This is a genomic window from Pedobacter miscanthi (assembly GCF_032678605.1).
Classification (GTDB): domain Bacteria; phylum Bacteroidota; class Bacteroidia; order Sphingobacteriales; family Sphingobacteriaceae; genus Pedobacter; species Pedobacter miscanthi_A.
Genome location: NZ_JAVTSU010000003.1, coordinates 361,465 through 385,045 on the forward strand (window position 1 = coordinate 361,465; position 23,581 = coordinate 385,045).

A 23,581-nucleotide genomic window follows, 5' to 3' on the forward strand; every position below is an offset into this window, starting at 1 on the left:
AGGATATGATATAGAATCATCTGCGGTACCGGTCAGACCGGCTACCGTAATCTTTCTTTCTGGCAATAAAAGCCAGTATAATTAAAGCTTTACAAAAAAAAATCAAACAAATTAAGCAATGAAAACAACCTCCGCTAAGAGGACACCAGCTCTTTATAAGATCATGAAATACTCATGTTTAACATTTACAATCCTCTGCATTTTTTGCAGCTCAATCCTCGCTTCGGCAGGCATGGCGCAAAAATTAGAGAAAACCACGGTTAGCATTACGATAAACAAAGGCCGTAAAATGACCGAGATCATCAAAGAAATAGAGTCGCGTACCGGACTTAGCTTTGTGTACAACCCGGATCAGTTACAACAAAAAAATACGTTTGTAAGTGGCGATTTCACTACAGAACCGGTAAGATCACTTTTAGACAGACTGGGATTACAGGTTTTGGAAAAAGGCGAGTATATTATTTTAAACAATGTTGTTTTAAATAAACCAGACCGTATTATTACCGGGGTAGTAAGAGATACTACAGGTTCAGTGCTGCCGGGAGTTTCGGTAAAAGTATTGGGCACACAAAGTGGTACCATTACTGATAGCAATGGTGCTTACCGGATTGAAGTTGGGGCTGAAGCTGTGCTTTCTTTCTCGATGATTGGTTACCAGACTAAAGAAGCTAAAGCAGGCGAAAACCAGGTGATCAATATGGTTTTGAAAGAAGAACGTTCTACACTTGCCGATGTGGTGGTAGTGGGTTACGGTACACAGAAAAAAGAGACTTTAACCGGAGCAATTAGCATTGTGGGCATGGATAAACTTTCTTCGCGATCGTTAAACAGCGTGGGAGAGGTACTCGCGGGAAAAACCCCGGGAGTAATTGTAACCAACGAAGGGGGCGATCCTACATCAATGCCGCGTATCAATGTTCGCGGTTCAGGCGGTATCAATGGCGAAAATGCGCTTTATGTAATCGACGGATCAATCTTTTCGGGTACTCCGCAACTAAATCCTAACGATATCGAATCTATATCGGTATTAAAAGATGGATCAGCAGCCATTTATGGCGCAAGGGCTTCGGGTGGTGTAATATTGATTACCACCAAAAAAGGTAAAAGCGGCAAAATGCAAATCAGTTTTGATGCCAAAGTTGGGCAACAAAGTGCCTGGAAAAAACTAGAACCATTAAATGCGCAACAACGTGCACAGGTAGCAGCAACTGCAGCTAAAAATGGCGGTACCAACCTATTGCCGGCTTTTGATGCGTCAAAATATCCCGACGGTCAGATCACACGTACCAACTGGATGGATGAAGTGTTTAGAGATGGTTTATTGCAGGATTATAATGCAGCCATAAATGGTGGCAGCGAAAAATCTAATTATTACCTAAGTTTTAATTACCGCAATGCGGAAGGGATTGTGTTAAATACCAAAACCAAACGTTACAATTTCAGGATCAATACCGAACATGAAGTTACCAATTGGTTAAAAATTGGTGAAAACCTATCATACAGCAGCACCAATGGAAACGGTGCCAATACCAGCAGCGATTATACAGGTGCTTTACTTTCTGCCATTTACTATCCAACCAACGGAACACCTTACAATGCCGATGGCAGTTTTGCAGGTTTGCCGGGCCCATATGCCGGAGATTATGGCGATATTGTTAATCCTGTTGCTGAGTTGAAGCGTATCGATATCAATAACCCTATAAACGTTTTGGTCGTTAATCCTTATGCTAATATTAAACTGGCCAAAGGTTTAACCTTTAGGTCTAACTTAAGTATCACCAAAACAGATGCTTCGTTTAAAAGCTTTACCCCTAAAAGACCTGAGGTAGGAAAACCGGTGTTAAGTAATAGTTTAGTAGAAAGCAGTAACCGCAACAGCGATTTCCTTGCTGAGCAGGTTTTAAATTACAAAGCTACCTTTGGTAACCATCAGCTCGATATTACCGGTGGTTATTCGTTTCAAAAGAAACAAGACAGAAATTTGTATACTTCTGGATCTGGTTTTGATGATGAATCGCCACAGTACAGGTATTTGATGAATGCTACAGTAGTACAGCCTTCTTCGAGCGGTTATACGGCGCAGGCACTGTCCTCATTGTTTTTTAGAGCAAATTATAACTATCGTGAAAAATACCTGGTATCCTTAATTGGTCGCCGTGATGGATCATCGTTACTGCCTAAAAATAACCGAACCAGGAATTATGGTTCAGCTTCTATTGGATGGTTAATGAGCAAAGAAGATTTTCTTAAAGATGTAAGCTGGTTAAATGAACTAAAACTAAGAGGAAGCTATGGTTTCCTTGGTAATTTAGCTTCGCTTACTACTGATGCGGTTAACCCATTGTTAACGCCAACGCAAAGTTATTTCGGACAAACACCAACTTTGCAAAATGGTTATATCCAAACGGTTTTAGCCAATCCAAATTTAGAATGGGCAGAATCAAAACAAACAAACTTTGGTATCGATGCAACAGTATTGGGCCGGTTAAGCCTTACCGCTGATTATTTTATTAAAGAAATCGATAAAATGATCCTAATCAGAACATTGCCTGGAACGGCAGGTTTAAGCACACAAACCATTAACGCAGGTAAGGTAAAAGATAAAGGTATTGAGTTAGGCTTAACTTACAACAGTGATAAAAATGCAGCTTTTACTTACTCTGTAAATGCTACTTTAACTAAAATAAACAACAATATAGAGGAGCTTATACCGGGAATAGAAAACCAGGTTGTACCGACTAATTTCAGGAATGAAGTTGCTCCGCTTACCAATAGGGTAGGACAGCCGTTATATAGTTATTTTGTATTAAAAACGGATGGTATTTTCCAGAGTCAGGCAGAGGCCGATAATTACAAAAATGCTAAAGGCACTAAAATTCAGCCAAATGCAAAAGCGGGTGATTTTAAATTCGTAGATATTAATGGCGATGGATCAATTGATGGTAACGACCGTTATTTTGCAGGCAGTGCTTACCCTGATTTTTCTTATGGGTTAAGTTTTAATGCAAGTTATAAAAATTTCGACTTCAACATTTTTGCACAGGGTGTACAAGGAAACAAGTTGTTTAACGCTGTAAAACGTACTACTTACAGTGCTGCCGGACCTTCTTATAACAAATTGGTGGGAATTTTAGATGCCTGGTCGCCGGAGAATCCAGGTGGTAAAGTGCCGGTTATTTCGACCAGCGATGCCAACGGAAACTTTGCCGCTTCTGATTTTTATGTAGAAAATGGCTCTTACCTGCGTATCCGTAATGTAACGCTGGGTTACAGTTTACCAAAATCGGTTGCCAGTAAACTAAAAACGGGTGGTGTTAGGATTTATGCCACTGCAAACAACCTTTTTACCATTACTAAATATTCAGGTTTTGATCCCGAAATCGGAATGGATAACAACGGAGTGGATGTTGGGCGTTATCCGCAGGCACGAAGTTTTATCCTTGGTTTAAGTGTAAACCTATAATCACAACAACAATGAAAAAGAATTTAAAATATATCGCATTTGCAGCTATTGCTGTTTTTTCTTCATGCACAAAAGAGCTTGATATCGTACCTGAAGGATCTCCTTCTGCACAGAATTTCTGGAAAACAAAAGAAGATGCACTGAAAGCCGAAGGCGGGATGTACGAAAACTACAATGCAGAAGATTTTTACGGTCGTGGCATGTTCTGGTTTATTAATGCCAGCGATGATATGGTTACCGGCCGTAATAAACCAGAAGCCGACAACATTAAAAACTTTAACCGCACTTATGTAGGCGGTGGTTATACCGAAACGCAATGGAGTATGCGTTATGCCATTATTAAGCGCGCCAACGATATTATTATCAATGTGCCAGCCATCTCAATGGATGAAGCCCTGAAGAAACAAATTATTGGCGATGCCTATTTTAACGCTGGTTTGGTTTATTTTCAGTTGGCTGCAAACTATGGAAACGATAAAGCAGGTGTTCCAATTGTTACGCCTGAAACCGATGCTTCTAAACCAATTCCCCGTGCAAAAAACGTAAATGAAAACTATGATTATATCATTTCGCTTTTATTAAAAGCTGCTGATAACCTTCCTTTGTTTTCGGCAATGAAAGCTGCTGATTATGGCAAAGCACATAAAACAGCTGCCTGGGCTTATTTATCTAAAGTTTATCTGTACAAAAAAGATTATGCCAATGCTGCAAAGTATGCCGATATGGTTATTAGCTCCAGTCAGCACGATTTAATTAACACGGGTTTTGCAGATGTTTTTAAAGCTTCAAATAACTGGTCTAAAGAGTATATCTGGTCGGTGGTTTGTACCCCGAGCGGTGGTGGTACAGGCTGGGGCAGCAAGTTACCGGGGGTAATGTTAACCAATAAGGCCTGGGGTATTTATAACGGTTGGGGTTATTATCTGCCAACCAAAGAGCTTTACGATTCTTACGAAACTGGCGATCAGCGCAGGGAAGCCACTATTTTAAAACCTGGCGATAAATTTATGTTCTTCGGTGCCGAACGCAGCTTTACCAAAGATGCAGGAGCAACCTCAAACTACCAGTTTAAAAAATACATGGAGCCTTTTTCTTACGCTAACCCGATTCCAACACATGTTAACCCTAACGGAGATAATGGAACAACCGATTTAAACGTACCTTTAATGAGGTATGCAGAAGTATTGTTGATTAAAGCAGAAGCTGCCATTAACTTAAGTGGTGCTGGTGCAGGCGATACCGAACTGAACAAAATCAGGGTACGTGCAGGTTTAGGTACGAAGAGTGGAATGACAATTGACGACCTTAAACGCGAACGCCGTAACGAACTGGCAGGCGAGTGGGCCGACCGTCACCGCGATTTAGTAAGATGGGGCGATGCGCAAGCAGCTTATGCCAAACCGTTGCACGATTTTGATGGAAGCGTAATCTGGCCGGCAAGAGCCTTCAACCCACAGGTGCATGATGTTTGGGCAGTGCCACAAAGAGAAATCGATAACAGTGCGGGCGTAATTAAACAAAACGTAGGATGGTAAAATCAAATAAACTGATTCTATTTTTATTATTGGGATTAGGTGTACATTCAGTTTCTGCCCAGCAGAAACTGAATGCCGGTAACGGGCATAGTCATAATGATTATAAGCAACAAATCCCTCTATTAGAGGCTTATTATGCCGGTATGGGCTCTATTGAGGCAGATGTATTTTACCGCAACGGAGAGTTGTTTGTTGCCCACGAAAGCAGTGAAATTGCGGCAGGAAAAACATTGAAAAAATTATACATCGATCCATTGGTGGCGTTTTATAAAGAACATGCCAACCATCCTTATCCCGATCCAAAACAAAAGCTTCAGTTGGTGATTGATATAAAAGAGGATTATGAACACGTAATTCCGAAGTTACTGGCCGATTTAAAAGGTAACGAATCTGTTTTCGATCAGCAAACCAATCCTTCGGCCATTAAAATTGTAATGAGCGGGGCTGTTCCGCCAGCAGAAAAATTTAAGGATTATCCATCAATCATCAGTTTTGATGGCCGTCCGGCAAATCCGTACACAGCAGAACAATTAACGCACATCGGGATGATCAGCGATGACCTTTCCCATTATTCAGTATGGAATGGAAAAGGCACGCCAACGCCTGCCGATTTAGAAAAAATGAAGGCGGTGATTGCCAAAGTGCATGCAATGGGTAAACCGTTCCGGTTTTGGGCAACTAAAGATAGTCCGAACAGCTGGAAAGAACTGGAACATATGGGGGTTGATTGGATCGGAACCGATCATCCTGCCTGGTTAAAAGATTTTTACCAAAACAGGGTTAAGCTTGAGTACAGCAGCCCGAAGGCTTATCAATCTTATCAGCCAACTTACAAAAGCGACGGATTAAAAACCAAAGCCAAAAATGTAATCCTGCTCATCGGGGATGGCATGGGGTTGGCGCAGATCCAGGCAGGTTTGAGCGCCAATTTTGGTCAATCCAATATGATCACCATTAAACACCTTGGCCTGTCGCGTACCGAAGCTTCAAATTCAGATTTTACGGATTCTGCTGCGGGTGCAACAGCCATGGCCACCGGGCATAAAACCAATAACCGCTACATCAGCGTCGATTCTACAGGTAAACCCCTTCCGTCCATTCCTGATATTTTGGCTCCTTATGGTATTACCAGCGGCATTATTAGTAGTGGCGACATTACCGATGCTACACCTGCTGCATTTTATGCCCATCAGCTGGAGCGGTCCATGACAAAGGAAATTGCAGCTGATTTTCAGACCAGTCATGTTAATATCCTGGTTGGTTCCAAACGCAAAAGTTTTACCGAAAATCCGGATCAGAAATTGATAGATAAAATCTTGGACAAAGGTTATACACTACAGAAAGACCTGAAAAGTTTTGTGGCCTCCAATGCAGGTAAACAAGTGGTACTTTTAGATGATTCTGCTACAAGGAAAATATTGGAGGGCCGCGGAGAAATGCTGAAAACATCGTTTTTAAAAACGGTTGAATTGCTCTCGAAAAATAAAAAAGGATTTTTCATCATGGCAGAAGGGGCACAGATTGATCATGGCGGACATGCCAACGACCTGCCTTTCGCGGTAACTGAACAACAGGATTTTGACCGTTTGGTTGGTGAAGCCTTAAAGTTTGCCGATCGGGATGGTGAAACATTGGTTATTGTAACTGCCGATCATGAAACCGGCGGACTGTCGCTTTTGGATGCAGCTTACAGAAAAGGAACCGTTCGCGGCAATTTCAGTACCGATGATCATACCAATATCATGGTACCGGTATTTGCCTACGGGCCAGGTTCGGAAGCCTTTATAGGCGTATATCCTAACCACCAGATTTTTTATAAAATTATCGAAGCTTATCGTTTAAAGAAAGCGCAATAAATTAAAATAATAAACCAAACAAATCCCCACGGCGGTGTCTGTACGTTCTACAGCACCGCTTTTTTCTTAATATTAAGGCAACATTGCAATGTTAATTTTAAGCCTGTAAAGCATCAATAATGGAAAGAAGATCTGCACTCAAAAATATCGGTGGCCTGTTTTTGTTGCCTGCCCTGTCTAACGTTTCGTTAGCAAGCGATAAAAAACCTGTTTTAAGGGTGGCTCATATTACTGATGTTCACCTGAAGAACCAATTTAACGCACCAGCCGGGTTTGCCAAATGCCTGCATCACTTACAGGCACAATCGCCAAAAGTAAACCTGATTTTAAACGGTGGTGATATTGTTTTCGATATGAATAAGGAAAATATTGATAGCATTAACGATCAATGGAAACTGGCACAGGAAACCATCAAAAACGAATGTAGCATCCCGGTACGCTACTGTTTAGGTAACCACGATATCTGGTGGAATGAGGCTTCTAAAGGGGATGTTTTTTATGGTAAAAAATATGCCATGGATAAATTGCAACTGGCTAAACCTTATTACAGTTTGGTGCAGAATGGCTGGAAAATTATTGTGTTAGACAGCACCCACCTCGATATCGACAATACCTGGTACATTGGCAAATTGGGTGATGAGCAATTGAACTGGGTAAAAAATGAATTGGAAAATACCAGTAAAACAATGCCTGTAATGGTAATGTCGCATATTCCTATCCTCACTGCCCTTTTAATGATAGAAGATGATATTGTAAACAAATGGACCATGCTGGGGGGCGATATGCATACCGATACGGCTAAAATTATCAATCTTTTTTATCAGCATCCAAATGTTAAACTCTGCCTGAGCGGACATTTGCACATGCGCGATAAAGTAGTTTACAATGGTGTTACCTACCTCTGTAATGGTGCCGTTTCTGGCGCCTGGTGGGAAGGAAATAGAAGGGAAACCGCACCGGGTTATGGTTTGATCGATTTGTATGAGGATGGGCGTTTTGAAGAGCAATATGTGAATTATTAGGTTAATGGAAGATGGGAAATGTATAATGGATGATGTGTAGGTCCTGCGTTGATCAGCGATATCAGCGGGAAACATTAGGCAACTGGTTTCCCGCAGATTTAAGAAGATTACCGCAGAATTTATAAAACCTTAATGTTCTTAATGGTCAACAGCAATAAATGAAAATTACTTTATGGCCAGACCAACTGATCTGCTAAAACTATTATTGTTATTGCCTTAACATTACCTTCATATCCAGATCCTTGCTTTGTTGAAAAAAAGAATAAATGAAAAGAGATCTACTCACTTTAATAACTGCCGTATCTATCGGCATGGTATCCTGCAAAAAGAACCACGATGAAACACCAACAGATTTTGCTTACCCTGCCATGGCAGAGGTTTCCGATCCTTCTGTACTGTTTACCGCTGCTGGAGGCGTAAAAGTATATAACGGAGGTTTCGGTTCGGCCGTAGCTGCAGATCCCAACTCGCCGGATGTTTTTTACATGATGACCGATAGGGGATCGAACGTTGCCGGACAGCTTGCAAATTCCATCATCATCGGAAAACCGGACTTTGATCCACAGATCGGTAAATTCAGGTTAAAAGATGGTAAACTGGTGCTCGAGCAAACCATCGAGCTTAAAAATGCAAGTGGAGGTAAACTGAATGGATTACCTAATCCTGACGGTATGGGTGCATCTGGTGAAACTGCCTACGATTTAAACGGACAAATCATTACCCCAAGTGCCGATGGTATAGATTCGGAAGGTTTGGTAAGGGCAGCCGATGGGTCATTCTGGATCAGCGATGAATATGGGCCGCACATTGTACACGTTGATGCAACGGGTAAAACGATAGAACGCATAAACCCATTCGGAACAGGAACCGGCGGACGAAAAATCCCGGCAGTGTTTGCCAATAGAAGGGCAAACCGTGGCATGGAAGGCCTGGCCATTACCCCTGATGGTAAAACATTGGTGGGCATGATGCAGTCGCCCATGTACAATCCATCTAAAACTGCCGTTGCAAATTCGGTTGTATTAAGGATTTTAACTTTTGATATTGCCACGGGTGCTACCAAACAATATGCCTATTTAATGGATAATGTAACCTTAACTGGCGTAAGTGATATTGTGGCCGTAAACAGCACTACCTTTTTAACCATTGAACGTGATGGTTTGTATGGGGGTGCTGCAACTAACCCAGCAGCATTTAAAAAAGTTTTCAAAATCGACATCAGCGGTGCAACTGATATTTCTGATGCGAACAATGGCGCTACAGGTAAACTTTATGGTACTAAAACCGTAGAAGAACTGAATAATGCGGCTGGTTTAAGCGGAGCCGGAATTACGCCTGTAAGCAAAACTGTGGTGTTGGATCTTTTAAAAGATCTTCCTTCCATTTATCCGCATGATAAAGCAGAAGGTTTAGCTTTATTGCCAGGCAATATTCTGGTGATTTCTAACGATGATGATTTTGGTGTGGTAGATAATGGTGCAAGTGGTTTTGCGCAGAAAATTTTGCCTTTAACCAACTCGGTTGATCGCAACCGATTGTATTTTGTGAAAATTAAGCTTTAATTAATATATATCGTCATTATAAGGTACGAAGCAATCTTAATGCGAACGCTGGTAGCGATCGTTGTAAGATTGCTTCATCGGCTGAAAAAGCCTCCTCACAATGACGACCTCTTGAGTTTTAATTCTTCCCAACCCTGTTTTCTTCATCACTTGTTCCAGTATTTCTTTTTCGTGCAGTTTTAATTTTCATATTACCGAATTTATAGTTGAAACTTAAATTTACCCTGCGGCTTTCCCATTCGTTTTTCCAATAGGTTTTAATGTTGTTGTACTCCAGGTTTGCCCTGAATGCACTGGTATTAAATACATCGTTAACTTTTAAAGCCAGTGTTGCATTTTTGTTCCAGAAGGTTTTCTTTGCACCAATATTAAGCTGGTAACTTCCTAAACTACGGAACAGGCCCGAAACAGAAGGAGAATCGTAATAAGCATAGGTGCTGATGCTGTAGTTCTTAGGCAAAGTAAAGGTATTATCCATCATAACCGACCAGTTCCATGAGAAAGCATGGTAACCATTGCCTTGTACGGCCGATTGGGTACGGTTAAATCCGGCAGAAACTTCGGTATTGTTATTCCACCATTTGGTAATGTCGAAAGGACTTCCCGTAGCCATGTAAAAGTTTGTGGTGCGGCTCAGGTTTTCCGGTCTCGAGATACTTTCTTTTGTAACATCATTCTGATACACCACTTCCCATATCGATCCATTGTTAACCGAATAACTCAAGGTTAACACCCTGAAATTTTTGAGCGAGTAATTAAATTCGAAGCTGTTGGCATACGATGGTTGTAACAATGGATTTCCCTGCAAGGCGGTGTAAGGATCGCTATAAAAGGTGAAAGGGTTTAAACTGCTGTACGATGGACGGTTAATGCTTTTGCGGTAGGCGGCGGTGATCAGGTTGTTCGAATCGAGTTTTAAAGAAACAAACAGTGTTGGGAAAAGCTTCCAGTATTTTCTGTCGATCACGGTATTGGTGCCTGATGAACTGCCATTACCCAATGTTTGTTCGGCACGTAATCCGGCTTTAATTTGTAAGTTTTTAAAGCTTTGATCTAACGACAGGTAGCCCGCATTAATGTTCTCGTTGTATAGAAACTCGTTAGTCCTCCGTGGATCGTTAATCCATCCTGCTGTTTTTAGCGAATCAAAACGGACATCGCTTTCAGATCTTACCCAACTGCTTTTCCAACCGGTTTCCATTTTTAATTTTTTGTTCAGGTTTAAGGTATAATCAGCCTTGATCGAATAGATGGATACCTTGCCCATGCCATTATTGCGCAGATCAACCGGTGTACCAATCAACTGGTCGTTTGCATCCAGGTAATTGTTGGTAAAAGTTTCATTCCTGCTGTTATCGTAACGAACATAATCTGCATCAAAACCCAGTTCCCCGCCCAGGGTATCTGTTTTTAAGCGGTAATTCAGGTTTATTGCATGGTTTTTTTCGGTATTGCTTTGAGGGTTAAACATACTTGTGCCACCTGTTTTTGTTCCGGCTGCATTATAATTTACCGAGTTGCTGTTCACCTTCGTGTCTTCGGGTGCGGTATAACCTTTCACCATTACCGCTAATGTATTTTTATCATTAATAAAATAATCAGCACCTGTAGAGTAATTTAAGCTGTTGGTAATCGGGTGCCAGAAATTAAGCTGGTTATATTGTTCATCGCCGATGGTCCGGTTTAAAGTTAACCTGTTGTATGAGTTATAATGGCCGGCATCTAAACGTAAATAAGTGCTTACTTTACCAATATTGTAGTTGAGATTGGTACCGCCGTAAACTTTCTCGTAACGGCCATAACCACCACCCAGATTCATGTTGCCATTAAATCCCTGCATTTTATTTCTTTTCAGTTTAATGTTGATGATGCCTGCAGTACCTGCAGCATCAAACGAAGATGGTGGATTCGAAATCAATTCGATTTTACTCAGTACCGAGCCTGGTAACGATTTAAGGTAAGTGGTGAGTTCGAGCCCTGTCATATAGCTCATTTTACCATCAATCATTACATTGATTCCTTTCTTGCCTTTCAACACAATATTATCATCCTTATCCAGTTTTACACCCGGCGATCTGCTGATTACTTCCAGTGCGTTGTCGCCAGCGGTATTCATTTGTTCTACATTTACAATCACGCGGTCGGCTTTTTGGTCGATTACCGGCATTTTAGAGATAATGTTTACTTCTTTCAGGTTTTGCGAACGATCCGTCAACACAATTGAAGCCATTTTTATAGCTGCATCCTTTACTTCGAAAGCTGCAGAATGGTTTTTATCATACCCCATCATCAAGGCTTTGATCAAATATTTGCCAGGTTTAACGTTACTAAACTCGTATAAACCTTGTTGGTTAGTTGCCTGTAGCGCAACCGAAGCAGAATCGGGCAGGTGGATCAGCGCTACAGAAGCATAATCAAGTGCTTTATTGTTTTTATCGGTAACTGTTCCGGATATTTTGGTGTTTTGAGCAAAAACGGTTTTCATACCGAAAAGGAAAAAGAAAAAAATGGCAGGTTTTATTAAGCGGTTCATCTTTATGTTTGTTTTATAATTGATGTTTCAAAGATGATAAGCCTGCCCCGACCTATAAATTATATGATCCCAACCCTTTAAAATATTATCCCAATGCGTTTTTGCGTAATAAAAGGTGTTAATCCTTAAAAACTGTAGGTTGGGATAATTATTTGGAGGTATGGAATAAGAAAATAGGCTGTTAAAAAAGCTTTGTATAGTTTTATGGCATGAAAACAATTAAAATTATTTCTATACATATACTATGCTGGGTACTTGTTCTGGGTTATTTCTACGGAGGCGATTTAATTCAGGGCACAACTTTTATTAAGTCTGCCTTTAACATTTCTATGAATTTTGTCCAGATTGTGGAGTTTTATATCTGTTACCTCTGGGTTTATCCAAATTTTTTGAAAAGGAGTAAAACGCTTCAGTTAATTGGTGGTATTTTGTTTACTGTAGCCATCTTTATCGCCCTTAGGTATTTAATAGAAGAAGTGCTTTATTTAAAATGGTTTGGTTTTCATAATTATAGCGATGGCACAACTGCATGGCACTATATATCTGATAATATTTACTGGAGCATTGCTTTTATTGTAGTACCCGCTGCGGTTTATGGTATTGAGCAGAGTTTTAAATCCGAGCAGGTGAACCTAAAACTTAAAGAAGAAGTGGTAAAAGCCGAACTCTCATTTCTGAAATCGCAGATCAATCCACACTTTTTGTACAATACCTTAAATTATGTGTATTCTTTGGCTATTCCCGTTTCTGATAAACTGGCTAATGCCGTTTTACGCTTGTCAGACCTGATGCGTTATACTTTAAACGATAGTCCGGATGGTAAAGTGAGTTTAGATAAAGAAGTAGAATACCTGGAAAGTTACGTAGAATTGTTTAAAATGCGTTTTGAGCCGAAATTTTATGTCGATTTTGTAACCGAAGGCATCAGTGATCAGAAAATAGCTTCACTCATCTTGATTCCTTTTGTCGAAAATGCTTTTAAACATGGTGTAGTGAATGATGAAGCCCAACCCGTGCGCATTAAACTGAAAGTGCAGCATAAACGTTTAAGTTTTGAGGTGAGCAACAAGATCAGCCATGCGCAAAAAGACCATTCGAGTGGGGTAGGAATGGTGAATATTCACCGTAGGTTAGACCTCATTTATCCTGACAAACATGAGCTGTTGATTTCGAACAATGGAAATACCTACAAAAGCACTTTGATTTTAAATCTGTAATGGATAATTTGTATCATTGAAGTACATTAATTTACCCTACTGCCAAACCCTAATCGCTACCCATTATGATCCGTTGCCTTGCTGTTGACGATGAATCTTACGCTTCAGACATTATTGCTGCCTTTATCAATAAAACCCCATTTTTAGAGTTGGTAGGAACCACTACCAATGCCTTTGAAGCGCTAAATCTGGTACAGGAAGGTAAAGTAGACCTGGTATTTCTGGATATCCAGATGCCTGAACTTACCGGGATTCAGTTTCTAAAAATTTGTGGAGGTAAATGTAAAGTAATCCTTACTACCGCCTATCCCGAATATGCTTTAGAAGGTTTTGATCTGGATGTGGTAGATTATTTGCTAAAACCAATCTCATACGAGCGTTTTTACAAAGCAGCAACCAAGGCCCAACAGCTTTTGGCGCCTGTAGCGCCCGTTCAGCAAGAAGTAATTGTACAGCAGCCAATCCAGGGGAACGATTTTATTTTCATAAAAGGCGATACCAAGAACAAATTTATCAAGGTTAATTACGAAGATATCCTCTATATTGAAGGATTAAAAAACTATGTTTCGGTTTACACCGCTACGCAGAGGATCATTACTTATCAATCGCTGCGCGAACTCGAAACCGAGCTGCCACAACCACCTTTTTACCGCATCCATAAATCGTACATCATCTCGCTCGAGAAAATTAAAATGATCGATGGTAATACGGTTTTTATTAACGATCAGGCAATTCCGATTGGCGAGACTTATAAGGAAGAGTTTTTTAAAGTGGTAAGGGAGGGAAAGAAGGGCTAATTGCTTAGGGTTTCATTGTTTTATTGCTGGATTGTTTAAGTGTTGGTTAACTGGCTAATTGAGGCATAGTTTGTTAAGTGTATAAATTGGTTAACTGGCTAATTGTGAGATTAGCCGCTATCAAGAATTAACCGATTAACCGATCTTGTGCATAAATTCTCCGTATTATTTCTCCCGATTTTTTTAAGTTTGCTGCCGTAAAGATTAAAATTAAAAAATGGCCATACAAGAAACCAATTCGCTCAATCAGGTTGCAGAATTTCATACTACCTTTAAACATCCTATTCTCGAAAATCCAATTATTCCTTCAAAACAAAGGGCTAACTTGCGTATTTCACTTTTGGCCGAAGAACTGAAAGAATTACAGGAAGCAGTAGAAAATGATGACCTGGTAGAAGTGGCTGATGCCCTTTGCGATCTGCAGTATGTTTTGGCCGGTGCCATCCATGAATTTGGTTTAGGTGCAAAATTTAAAACCCTTTTTGATGAGGTTCACCGTTCTAACATGAGCAAAGCTTGTAAAACAGTTGAAGAAGCCGAGCAAACCATTCAGTTTTATTTAGATAAAGATCAAACTGAATCTTATTATAAAGAAATCGACGGATTATTCCTGGTTTTTAGGAAATCGGACGATAAAACTTTAAAATCGGTCAATTATTCTCCTGCTGATTTAAAATCTCACTTAGTTTAAGTTCAATTGAAAAGGTTAAAACAGATTGCAACCGACCTGAAACTATCTCAGGTAGCTCCCGATGCAGCTTTAATGCGCGAGTTTATTTTTTACTCGCCCAAAATGCCATTACGCCTGCATCAGGAACAGCTTATTGCAGCTTCAAAACAGTTTAGCCTCCCGGTTTTTGATACTTATTTTACCCGTGCAGAAGTAAATATTAACTGTTTTAGTTGGGGTAATGGAAAACGTAAAGTCTTGCTTACACATGGCTGGGCTTCAAAAGCGCTCGATTTTTACGAACTGATAATAGAACTGCAGAAAATCGGTGACATCGAGATTATTGCTTTTGATGCACCTGGAAACGGAAGTTCGGTTTCTGAGTTTTCCAACCTGATGTTGTATGCCGATTCGGTAAAAGCTATTGCGCAAAATTATGCACAGCCTGATGTACTCATCGGTCATTCGCTCGGAGGTATGGCCAATGTAATTGCTTTACAGGAGCTGGGAATAACTCCCGATCTGCTTATCAGCATTGCACCATTGATCCGCTTGAAAGAAAACTTTGAGCAAAGTTTAGATTCGGTAGGCATTGGCACCAAAGATCAGGATATCTTTTTTGCCAATTTTGCCAAAGAGTTTCCTGTACCGGCCAGCCACTTTAACCTAACTGAACTTTACAGTTTGCGTCCAGATATAAATCATTTTCTGGCCTTCGATCCTGAGGATCATATTTCGCCATATCCATATCTGAAAGAATTTCTGGATAAAAACCCTGCAATAAATGCAAAATCATTTGAAGGTGTAGGACATTACAAAATCCTTAAATCGCTGGATCTAATTGAGGATGTTGCGGGAAGGATTCTGGGCTAATTTTCTGTTTTTACAATGATTTGCCGCCACCTACGGTGGAAGCTTTCCAAGTTACTTTGATTGGTCGCTGCACACTGCAGTAAGGTTTCAAAGTAACTTTGCGCTAAATCTTTAAAGTATCGTCATTGCGAGAAGGAACGACGAAGCAATCTTTCATGCCCGCGATCCTTGCTATCAAGATTGCTTCGTCGGCTGAAAAAGCCTTCTCGCAATGACGATTCTAAGCAAGCTATCAATCTGCATAACAATGTTTTTCTAAAAAACTAAACTTCTAGATAACATTTATTTTATAAATAGCCTTTTTTAATATAACGCTCTAATCTGTGTTTATCCTATTCATCTGTGGTTAAAATTCTAAGCGATCATCTCCAATCCATAACAGTGCATAACAGTTAAAGCTGCTGCAAATTCTATTTTAGGGCAACCAAATATTAAATTAGAGCATGCAGGCAATTTTAGGTGTTATCTTTCATTTTTTCGGCGGTTTCGCCTCCGGAAGTTTTTATATCCCTTACAAAAAAGTTAAAGGCTGGGCCTGGGAAAGTTATTGGATTGTTGGTGGAATTTTCTCCTGGTTAATCGTTCCTCCACTGGCTGCTTATTTAACCATACCAAACTTTACCGAAATTATCAGCAGTACCAATGGTGGTATTCTTTGGCTTACTTATTTCTTTGGGATCCTTTGGGGTATAGGTGGTTTAACTTACGGTTTAGGCGTTCGTTATCTGGGTGTATCATTGGGCAGCAGTATCATTTTAGGCCTCTGTATGGTTTTAGGATCGATTCTGCCATCCATTTACTTCGATTTTTTTCCTCAGGCAGGTAAAGATACTTTCAGTATGTTTTTGCATACCGATTGGGGCCGAATGGTATTATTGGGCCTCTTGGTTTGTGTGGTGGGCATTATCATCTGCGGTAAGGCAGGTACGATGAAAGAAAAGGAAATGAAAGCTGCTGTTACCGACCCGCATGGAATGGAGGTAAAAACAGAATATAAATTTGGCCTGGGTTTATTTGTCGGGATTGTTTCAGGCGTGTTAAGTGCTTGTTTTAATTTCGGTATCGAAGCCGGAAAACCAATGGCCGATGCTGCAAATGCCATCTGGAAAGCAGCAAATCCTGCAGAAAACGGAAATTTCCTGTTCTCAAACAACGTAACCTATATCATTGTGCTTTGGGGTGGCTTAACAACCAACTTTATCTGGTGTATGGTGCTTAATGCACGCAACAAAACATTTGGCGATTATACCAATGCCAAAACACCACTGTTAAAAAATTACATCTTTTCTGCACTTGCGGGTACCACCTGGTTTTTACAGTTCTTTTTCTACGGTATGGGCGAAAGCAAAATGGGTAACGGAGCAAGCTCGTGGATCCTGCATATGGCCTTTATTATCCTGATTGCCAATGTTTGGGGGTTGATATTAAAAGAGTGGAAAGGCGTATCTAAAAAAACTTTCGTTACCGTTTTAGCAGGCATCTTAACCATTATCATTTCAGTACTTATTGTAGGATACGGTAATTCAATAAAAGCTTAATCAATAAAAAATTAAAATAGAATATAACAATGTCGATCGATACGAAAAATTATAAGCATGTAAGCTACTTGTGGGATGAAGAAGAAGCCGCAAAACTGGCTGGTGATGAAGTGGCCCTCTTAATTTATCGCTCTAATTTATTGGGTGCAGATTTACGCTTAACCAATTATGGCGGTGGAAATACCTCGTGTAAAGTATTGGAAAAAGATCCGCTTACCGGTTTAGAAACTGAGGTAATGTGGGTTAAAGGTTCAGGTGGCGATTTAGGCACATTAAAGAAAAGTGGCCTAGCAGCATTATATGTTGATCGTTTGCGCAGCCTGAAAAATATTTACCGTGGCGTAGCAAATGAAGATGAAATGGTTGAACTTTTTAACCACTGCATTTTCGACTTAAGCTCTAAGGCACCTTCAATCGACACACCTTTGCATGGTTTCCTCCCATTTGCGCATATCGATCATTTACACCCTGATGCAGCCATTGCCATTGCAGCCGCAAAAGATGGTAAACGCATTACCCAGGAGTTATTCGGTGGCACGATCGGCTGGGTAGAATGGAAAAAGCCCGGTTTCGAACTCGGCTTACAATTAAAACAATGTTTGGATGAAAATCCGGGCATTCGTGGTATTATGTTAGGCTCACACGGTTTGTTTACCTGGGGCGATACCGCTTACGAAAGTTACCTGAATACTTTGGAAGTAATTGAAATCTGTTCGGAGTACCTGAACCAGAATTATGGTACAAAAGGCCCTGTTTTTGGCGGACAGAAAATAGAAAGTGCAGCAGCAGATCAGCGTAGAAAGCAAGCGGCTGCATTAGCACCTGTTTTACGTGGTTTATGTTCTTCTAAACAACCCATGATCGGTCATTTTACCGATGATAGCCGTGTGCTGGAATTTATCAACTCAAATGACCTCGATCGACTTGCCCCAATGGGAACCAGCTGTCCCGATCACTTTTTACGCACCAAGATAAGTCCATTGGTTTTAACCCTAACCAGCGATGCCGATTTATCGGATGTTAAAGCTTTAAAAGAAACTTTAACGCCTGCGTTTGAAGCTTACAGGGAAATGTATACGGCGTATTACGAGGCTTGTAAACATCCGGACAGTCCTGCTATACGCGATACCAATCCCGTAGTAATTTTATATCCAGGGATTGGCATGTTCACTTTCTCAAAGGATAAGCAAACAGCAAGGGTTGCGGCAGAGTTTTATATCAATGCCATTAATGTAATGAAAGGTGCCGAAGCGGTTTCCGAATATACTTCGTTGCCACATCAGGAAGCTTTTAATATCGAATACTGGTTGCTGGAAGAAGCGAAATTACAGCGTATGCCAAAGCCTAAACCTTTAACCGGTAAAATTGCACTCATTACGGGCAGTGCGGGTGGCATTGGCAAAGCGATTGCCAAAAAGTTCGTGGCAGAAGGTGGTGTGGTAATCTTAAACGACATGAATGCGGAGCGTTTAGAAGAAGCAGGTAAAGAATTTGCAGGCTTATACGGTAAAGATTCTTACAGCACCGCCATTCTGGATGTAACCAGCCAAACAGATATTCAAAACGCATTTGATTCTGCAGCACTTGCTTTCGGTGGAGTCGATATTATTGTAAATAACGCAGGATTGTCAATTTCTAAAACCATTGGCGGTCATACCGAAAAGGATTGGGACCTGTTATACGATGTTTTAGTAAAAGGCCAGTTTTTTATTACCCAGGCTGCAACAAATACGATGCAAAAGCAGGATATTGGAGGCGATATCATTAATATTGTAAGTAAGAATGCCCTGGTAAGCGGACCGAATAATGCTGGTTATGGCAGTGCAAAAGCAGCACAGTTACATTTAAGCAGGTTAAACGCTGCCGAACTGGGAGCTGATAATATTCGTGTAAATGTGGTTAATCCAGATGCTGTGATCAGCGATAGCAATATCTGGGCGGGTGGCTGGGCCGAAGGTCGCGCAAAAGCTTACGGAATTACCGTTGCCGAATTGCCAGCTTATTATGCAAAGCGTACCTTATTGAACCAAATTATATTGCCAGATGATATTGCCAATGCTTGTTTCGCCTTTGTGGGTGGCCTGCTACAAAAATCAACCGGAAACGTTTTAAATGTTGATGGCGGAGTAGCCATGGCATTTGTAAGATAGAAAATAAGCCAGGTGGTCTGTGAGGACACAGACCACGGCAGATAATGATTAACCACAGGTAAAAAGGATACACACAGATATAAAAATCCGTGTGTATCTGTGTAAATCCGTGGCTAAAAAAAATAGTAGTCAGTGGAGAAACAAACTACGGTGAAAAATTCAGTTTTAGTAAGTTGTTTAACCGGTCTGTGCCTGGCGCAGACCGAAAATGACTTTTAAAATTTAGTAAATATGATCATCTCCCTCTTTTGTAGCGGGGATGAACGGGAACGGCGATTGTATCGTCACAAAGATTAACCTAACAAAACCAAATATCCTCATGAATATCGAGCAGAACCAAATAGAAAAGCATAACGACTCCCTTTTAACTTCACATCAACGCAAACTTGCTTTTTTAAAAGAAGATTGGTCACACGTTGATTTGGAAAGCGTAATCCAAAAACTGGTCGATTTTCAGATTGCCATTCCAAGCTGGGCTTTAGGTACAGGTGGAACACGTTTTGGCCGTTTTGCCATTACCGGGGGGGAGCCGCGTACCATTGAAGAAAAAATTGAAGATGTTGGTTTACTTCATGCCCTTAACGGCGCAAGTGGTGCCATTTCGCTGCACATCCCATGGGACATTCCTCAAAATGCCGAAGCGTTGAAGACCCTTGCTGCAGATTATGGCTTAAAGTTCGATGCCATGAACTCCAACACTTTTCAGGATCAGAAAGGTTCTGCACATAGCTATAAATTTGGTTCATTACAAAATGTGAATAAAGCTATCCGCAAGCAAGCGATAGCGCATAATATAGAAGTAATTAAACACGGCATTGCACTGGGTTCTGATGCCTTAACCGTTTGGCTTGCCGATGGTTCTTGTTTCCCTGGCCAGCTTAATTTCCGTAAAGCTTTCGAAAATACTTTAGAAAGTTTGCAGGAGATTTATGCTGCACTGCCTGAAGATTGGAAAATGTTTGTGGAGTACAAAGCTTTTGAACCTAACTTTTACTCAACCACGGTTGGCGATTGGGGACAATCGTTATTGTATGCGAGCAAATTGGGTAAAAAGGCTTATACTTTGGTTGATTTGGGCCATCATTTGCCTAACGCCAATATTGAGCAGATTGTTGCTTTATTATTAATGGAGGAGAAATTAGGGGGTTTCCATTTCAACGATTCAAAATATGGTGATGATGATTTAACTGCAGGAAGCATTAAACCTTACCAGTTATTCCTGATCTTTAACGAGCTGGTAGAAGGTATGGATGCAAAAGGCATGAACCACGCAAAAGACCTGGGCTGGATGATCGATGCTTCTCACAACGTGAAAGATCCTTTGGAGGATTTATTGCAATCTGTTGAAGCAATAATGATCGCTTATGCACAAGCACTTTTAGTCGATAGAAAAGCATTAAACGAAGCGCAGGATAATAATGATGTGGCCAAAGCCCAGGAAATTTTACAGCATACTTTTCGCAGTGATTTAAGGGCATTGGTAGCCGAAGCCAGGTTAAGGGCAAGTGCAGCTTTATCACCTATCTCATTATATCGCGGTTTAGAAGTTAGAAGTAAATTAGTTAATCACCGCGGAAATACTGTTGCAACAGGTTTATAAATAGGAGAACAAAAATGTCAAAACCTGTTATTGCCATATTTGATGTTGGGAAAACGAATAAAAAACTGTTCCTTATCGACGAGAATTACCAGATTGTTTACGAACGTTCTGCCCGTTTTGTAGAAACTGTAGACGAAGATGGCGAGCCTTGCGAAAACCTCGAGAGCCTGCGTTCTTCCGTTTACGATTCCCTGCATCAGGTTTTGCTGTTAAAAGAATTTGATGTTAAGGCGATCAATTTTTCTACCTATGGTGCCAGTTTTGTGTATCTTGATGAAAACGGAGAACCACTAACTCCGCTCTATAACTATTTAAAAGAATACCCCGAAGGACTTAAAAAAGCCTTTTATGCCGAATATGGTGGTGAAGAGAAGATTTCTTTAGAAACCGCTTCACCGATTTTGGGCAGCTTAAATTCGGGCATGCAATTGTACCGGTTAAAGCACGAAAAACCTGAAATATTCCAAAAGGTGAAATGGGCTTTACACCTGCCGCAATATTTAAGTTATTTAATTACCGGCAAAGCCGTGGCCGATATTACCAGTATCGGTTGTCATACCCAGCTTTGGGATTTTGGTAAAAATCAATACCACCATTGGGTTTCAGCGGAGAAAATCGAGGAGAAATTTGGAGCGTTTAGCCCTGCAGATTCAAACCTGGCGACCAATTTTGAAGGCAAGACCGTAAATGTTGGCGTTGGCCTGCATGATAGTTCTGCAGCATTGATTCCTTACCTGGCTAATTTTAATACGCCATTTGTACTCATTTCTACCGGAACCTGGTGTATCAGCTTAAATCCTTTCAACCAGGAGACTTTAACCGCCGGGGAGCTTAAACAGGATTGTTTGTGTTACATGCACTACAAAGGCAAAGCAGTTAAAGCCTCGCGTATTTTTGCCGGTTACGAGCATGAAGTGCAGCTTAAACGCATCGCAGAACATTTCGACCGTGCGGCATATCTGTTTAAACACCTGAAGTTTAATCCTTCAATGATCCTGAAACTGGCGAATAAAATTCCCGAAAACCAGCAGGAGCAACAGGGATTTTCAGCAAATTCTGCCTTTCCAAACCGTGATCTGAATCTTTTTCAGACTGCAGAAGAAGCTTATCACCAATTAATCTTCGACCTGATTAAACAGCAGATTTATTCGCTAAAACTGATTTTAAACGCTGGTGTGAGAAGAATTTTTGTGGATGGAGGCTTTGGTAAAAATGCCATTTACATGCATTTGTTAGCTACATCTATTCCAGATATTGAAGTTTATGCGTCATCCGTTTCGCAGGCAACGGCAATAGGTACGGCACTGGCTATAAACGATGCCTGGAACGAAAACCCTGCGCCAAGCGATATCATCCAGTTAAAATATTATTCTGCCATTCAACGTAGCCTGGATTTTTAAGAATTTCCCTATATTCGAAATCCCTACACCCATGTAACCACTTTGAAACCAGAAGATTTAATTCCTTACATCATCGTCGACGAATATTCATCGACGCCAAAATACAAGCAGTTAACCAATGCGATTTTGGCCGCTATCGAAAGTGGTAAACTGCTTAAAAACAGTTTACTGCCCTCTATAAATGAGTTGAGTTTCAGTTTGGAAATGTCGAGGGATACAGCCGAAAAAGGTTACCGCAACCTCAGGAAATTGGGCGTGGTAGATTCTGTGCCCGGCAAGGGATACTTTATCGTAAACACCGATTTTTCGCGGAAATTGAAAGTCTGTTTGCTTTTTAACAAACTCAGTACCCATAAAAAGATCATTTATGATTCTTTTACCAAAACTTTGGGAGAACGTGCTGCAATAGATTTTTACATTTATAATAACGATTTTGCGCTGTTCAAAAAGATGATTGTAGCCAAACGCGACGATTATTCTCATTTTGTCATCATACCGCATTTTTTAGAAGGTGGCGAAAATGCCCACGAAATCATCAACACCATCCCAAAAGAAAAACTGGTGATTTTGGATAAACTCCTGCCAGGGATAACTGGCGATTATGCTGCGGCCTACGAAAACTTTGCCCAGGATATTTACGCGGCTTTGGAACAGGCCCTGGATCGTCTTTCGAATTATCGCACCCTCAAAATTATCTTTCCCAAAAATAGTTATTTTCCCCACGAGATATTAACAGGTTTTTATCGTTTCTGTCAGCAATATGCCTTCGATCACAAAGTGATCCACAATATTAAAGACGAAGAAATCAGCCCTGGAGAAGTGTATATCAACCTCATGGAAGATGATTTGGTGATGCTTATTGAACGTTTAATCGCCCAGAAACTCAAAATCGGGAAAGATGTTGGCGTGATTTCTTACAACGAAACCCCGTTAAAAAGGATTATTTTAGATGGAATTACCACTATTTCTACTGATTTTAGCAAATTGGGTGCACTGGCGGCAGAATTTATCCTTACCGGAAAAACAGAAAAAATAGAAGTGCCTTTTTATCTGAATCTGCGTAAGTCGCTTTAATATAGGAAATCCGTCATTTCGAGCGCAGCCGAGTAATCTATTAGATGCGGTTCGTCACCACTTGTCCTAAACTATGCTATTTAGTTAAGCACTGTAGTTGTCCGTCTGAGCGTAGTCGAAGACTTCTAGAGGTGGATAAATTAAACGAGATGCCCTTCGACTACGCTCAGGGTGACACCTTCTTTCGATTTTTTCCTAACTTAATAGCATTGGTGTCTTTTCTTATGAATAAACTTTGCTTTGTGCATAAAAACCCAAAATGGAGTTTTACCTAAAACTTATTAATGATTA

The 23,581-nt window shown here is 40.6% G+C and carries 15 protein-coding genes; 14 read left to right on the forward strand and 1 reads right to left on the reverse strand.

The window, feature by feature from the left end:
* Positions 1-232 precede the first annotated feature (232 nt).
* The 5 genes from R2R28_RS06690 (at position 233) to R2R28_RS06710 (ending at position 9,438) form a co-directional block, all read left to right on the forward strand.
* Positions 233-3,463, forward strand: coding sequence for a TonB-dependent receptor (locus R2R28_RS06690; RefSeq protein ID WP_316824931.1), 3,231 nt, complete (start codon positions 233-235; stop codon positions 3,461-3,463).
* A gap of 11 nt (positions 3,464-3,474) precedes the next feature.
* A complete protein-coding gene (locus R2R28_RS06695; RefSeq protein ID WP_316824932.1) occupies positions 3,475-4,998 on the forward strand; it encodes a RagB/SusD family nutrient uptake outer membrane protein in 1,524 nt (507 codons plus the stop codon).
* On the forward strand, positions 4,992-6,854 hold the full coding sequence (locus R2R28_RS06700) for an alkaline phosphatase (RefSeq protein WP_316824933.1): 1,863 nt from the start codon (positions 4,992-4,994) through the stop codon (positions 6,852-6,854). The genes R2R28_RS06695 and R2R28_RS06700 overlap by 7 nt, the downstream gene beginning before the upstream one ends.
* Positions 6,855-6,973: 119 nt before the next feature.
* Positions 6,974-7,876 (forward strand): metallophosphoesterase family protein, encoded by a 903-nt coding sequence (locus tag R2R28_RS06705; RefSeq protein WP_316824934.1) that lies wholly within the window; start codon positions 6,974-6,976, stop codon positions 7,874-7,876.
* A gap of 266 nt (positions 7,877-8,142) precedes the next feature.
* Positions 8,143-9,438, forward strand: coding sequence for an esterase-like activity of phytase family protein (locus R2R28_RS06710; RefSeq protein WP_316824935.1), 1,296 nt, complete (start codon positions 8,143-8,145; stop codon positions 9,436-9,438).
* 118 nt (positions 9,439-9,556) lie between these two features.
* On the opposite strand, the gene R2R28_RS06715 is transcribed toward R2R28_RS06710, so the two are convergent.
* Entirely contained in the window at positions 9,557-11,971 is a 2,415-nt protein-coding gene (locus tag R2R28_RS06715) for an outer membrane beta-barrel family protein (RefSeq protein ID WP_316824936.1), read from the reverse strand.
* 209 nt (positions 11,972-12,180) lie between these two features.
* On the opposite strand from R2R28_RS06715, the gene R2R28_RS06720 reads away from it, so the two are divergent.
* The 9 genes from R2R28_RS06720 (at position 12,181) to R2R28_RS06760 (ending at position 23,290) form a co-directional block, all read left to right on the forward strand.
* Positions 12,181-13,188 carry a sensor histidine kinase gene (locus R2R28_RS06720; RefSeq protein ID WP_316824937.1) on the forward strand — a complete coding sequence of 336 codons (1,008 nt, stop codon included), beginning with the start codon at positions 12,181-12,183 and terminating at the stop codon, positions 13,186-13,188.
* A 65-nt stretch (positions 13,189-13,253) separates the two neighbouring features.
* Positions 13,254-13,985 carry a LytTR family DNA-binding domain-containing protein gene (locus R2R28_RS06725; protein ID WP_316824938.1) on the forward strand — a complete coding sequence of 244 codons (732 nt, stop codon included), beginning with the start codon at positions 13,254-13,256 and terminating at the stop codon, positions 13,983-13,985.
* A gap of 217 nt (positions 13,986-14,202) precedes the next feature.
* Positions 14,203-14,676, forward strand: a complete 474-nt coding sequence (locus tag R2R28_RS06730; RefSeq protein WP_316824939.1) for a nucleoside triphosphate pyrophosphohydrolase family protein — start codon at positions 14,203-14,205, stop codon at positions 14,674-14,676.
* Between the two features lie 6 nt (positions 14,677-14,682).
* Positions 14,683-15,528 (forward strand): alpha/beta hydrolase, encoded by an 846-nt coding sequence (locus tag R2R28_RS06735; RefSeq protein ID WP_316824940.1) that lies wholly within the window; start codon positions 14,683-14,685, stop codon positions 15,526-15,528.
* Positions 15,529-15,971: 443 nt separating this feature from the next.
* Positions 15,972-17,066, forward strand: a complete 1,095-nt coding sequence (rhaT, locus tag R2R28_RS06740) for an L-rhamnose/proton symporter RhaT (RefSeq protein ID WP_316824941.1) — start codon at positions 15,972-15,974, stop codon at positions 17,064-17,066.
* Between the two features lie 29 nt (positions 17,067-17,095).
* Positions 17,096-19,216, forward strand: a complete 2,121-nt coding sequence (locus tag R2R28_RS06745; RefSeq protein WP_316824942.1) for a bifunctional aldolase/short-chain dehydrogenase — start codon at positions 17,096-17,098, stop codon at positions 19,214-19,216.
* 319 nt (positions 19,217-19,535) lie between these two features.
* Entirely contained in the window at positions 19,536-20,816 is a 1,281-nt protein-coding gene (locus R2R28_RS06750) for a TIM barrel protein (RefSeq protein ID WP_316824943.1), read from the forward strand.
* 14 nt (positions 20,817-20,830) lie between these two features.
* Entirely contained in the window at positions 20,831-22,216 is a 1,386-nt protein-coding gene (locus tag R2R28_RS06755) for an FGGY-family carbohydrate kinase (RefSeq protein ID WP_316824944.1), read from the forward strand.
* A gap of 42 nt (positions 22,217-22,258) precedes the next feature.
* Entirely contained in the window at positions 22,259-23,290 is a 1,032-nt protein-coding gene (locus R2R28_RS06760) for a GntR family transcriptional regulator (RefSeq protein ID WP_316824945.1), read from the forward strand.
* Positions 23,291-23,581: the final 291 nt, after the last annotated feature.